At 57.7% G+C, this 2,388-nt stretch carries 1 protein-coding gene; it reads right to left on the bottom strand.

The window, feature by feature from the left end:
• Positions 1-255: 255 nt before the first annotated feature.
• Entirely contained in the window at positions 256-2,076 is a 1,821-nt protein-coding gene (locus GBM95_RS11525; protein ID WP_152159224.1) for an aryl-sulfate sulfotransferase, read from the bottom strand.
• Between the last annotated feature and the right edge of the window lie 312 nt (positions 2,077-2,388).

Raw genomic sequence — 2,388 nt, 5'->3', positions numbered from 1 at the left:
ACAGCATAAACTGCCAATTTTTAGACTGTAAACAACCGAATTTATGTGTTGGGTCCGGATTTTCCGGTTGCAGTCATAAAAATTGGCACTTGCTCAGACTTTCCTCTAGTTTCGGCGAGAAAACAAGAACCCTGTCAGATTTTTTCTGTCTAACAGGGCTCTTGAGGTTTCGCGTTATCTAGATAGCAGATTTACCGCGGAGTTCGGGATATCAGCTTCGCCCGCCCATTCATCAGGCTATTGAAGAATTACGGATCAGTTCTTCGTGAAGGCCAGTTCGACGCTGATCGGGAAGGCCTGATAGCCGAAGGTGTCGTTGAGCTGAATGTCGACGACCGGCTGCGTTTCGCCCCAGCGGTATTCGGCGATATGCGGCTGGAGGCGGCCGAGCTTGTTGCCGGCCTTTTCAGGCGTGGCTCCGAGACCGGCGGTGGACCAGTAGACCATCATCGAATCCTTGTCCTCCATGTACTTCGTCAGGCCCGTGACCGGGCAGAAGTACGGATGGCCGAGCTCCTTGCCCACTTCCCAGATCTGCTCGACCGTCATCTTCTTCTGGTCGATCTTGTAGATCACGGCGCGGGAGTACTTCATGTCGGGCAGCGGCGGCTGTTCCATGCCGCGGGCGTCGCCGTTGTCAAAGACGGACACGTAGATGACGTTCTTGTCGGACTTGCTGTCGATGCGCCATGCCGTGTGCTGCGTCCAGGACCAGTCGAAGTCGCCTTCGCACTTGGAGCCTTCGCACTTGATCTTGTTGCCGTTGGAGTCCACGGGGGTGAGGACCTTCTCGGCCCAACCCTTCTTCCAGCCTTCCGGCGAGGCAAGGATCCACTTCACCTTCTTGTCGCGGCCGATCTTCACGATGCCCTGATGGCGGGACGAAATGATGATCGAGTCGTCGGTCGGGTCATAGTCGACGGAGTTGACGTGAGCCCAGTTGCGGCCCGGCCCCGTGCCGGCGATGTCGCCGAACTGGCCGTTGGCGTCCATCCTGGCAAGCTCTTCGGCGGAGAGCGTCTTGCCGGCCTTGTCGGCGTCGATGTTGAGGCAGACGGCACCCTGGTCCATGGCCTTCACGATGTTGTCGCGATACGGGTCAAGAATGTCGTAGAGGCGGAAGTCGTCCACCACGCCGCCGTTTTCGTCGAGCTCAACGATGACGTCGCGAACCGTGTGAACGCGCTTGCCGTCGGGACGACGGTAGTCGGCGTTGGCGACGCGCAGGAAGCTGTGGCCGTTCTGGGCGTTGTCAAAGGCGTGCGAGAAGTCGGAGTACTGAGGCGGAAGCTGGCGGTTGAAAATTTCGCGGCCCATCAGATCGTACTTGACATAACGCTGGCCGAAGCCCCAGGTGAGCGCGCCGTCCTTCGTCTGTTGGAAGCCCATCATGTAGCCGGACGTCCAGGGATTGGTCGGATCGCTGATCAGCGTGTCGAGCAAATACCAGCGAACGTCGCCGGCCGTGTCGATCACGCCGATGTTGGAGTTGAAGGCCCATTCAAGCGCGCCGCCGGACGGATTGTTCCAGGCAAAGCGGGCGCCCTGCGGGGCAATCGGAGAGAGCTGGTTGCCAACGAGATAGAGGCGGTCCTTGAAGTCCGGGTGAACGGTCTTGACTTCGGTGTCGAACATGGTGCCTTTCTGGCCGGGCATGCCGTTGGACTTCGTATAGACGGGAGGCGCGTAGAACTGATAGCTTTCCTCAAACTTCTCGACCTTGCCGTTGTAGAGGCGCGTGTACTTCACCTCAACCGTGTTCAGGTAGTCGGGATAAAGGCCGAAAACCGGAATGCCGGCATTGGTCTTCAGCTGGCGGTCGGAAACCTTGTACTTGATTTCCTGGCCGTTGAGCTTCGGAACAATGCGGACTTCGACGTCCTTGATCTCATAGCCGCCGTTGCGAATCACGGCCGTCAGCGGAGCAATGTTGTACGGGTTGACGATCACTTCGCCGATGTTGCCCTGAACGGCAAATGTGACGGCGGGACCGGAGGCACCGCCGCTCGCGAAGGCGGCGCCGGCAACAAAGGTCGTCGCCATCACGGCAGCCATGGTCTTGAGCTGGAATTTCATTTGGTCTCTCCTAAATCGGTTGAATCGCACCATTGGTGCATGGCTACGAAGTATAGAGAAGACCCGCTGAAACCCTTATGGGCACAATCTCTAACCGAAACATCAAAAGTGATAACCGGCCTTGCACTTTGTAAGTCCCCCATTGGTTCCATTTTCGTGACTTCGGGCAAGGACATGTAAAAAGGGCACCTGAAACGCCAGGTGCCCTTTTTGTTGGTGCGCTCGGCAGCGCACGTGTGTCTATGTGGTGAAAGTCCACTGACCGCCCGAGAAGGGGAAGGTCTAGCGACTCGGCAGAGTCAGGGAGGCAAC

This window comes from Sutterella seckii (genome assembly GCF_009183815.1).
Classification (GTDB): Bacteria; Pseudomonadota; Gammaproteobacteria; order Burkholderiales; family Burkholderiaceae_F; genus Sutterella; species Sutterella seckii.
Note: the sequence above shows the minus strand (reverse complement) of the source record. Positions and strands in the feature narration are given on the sequence as shown.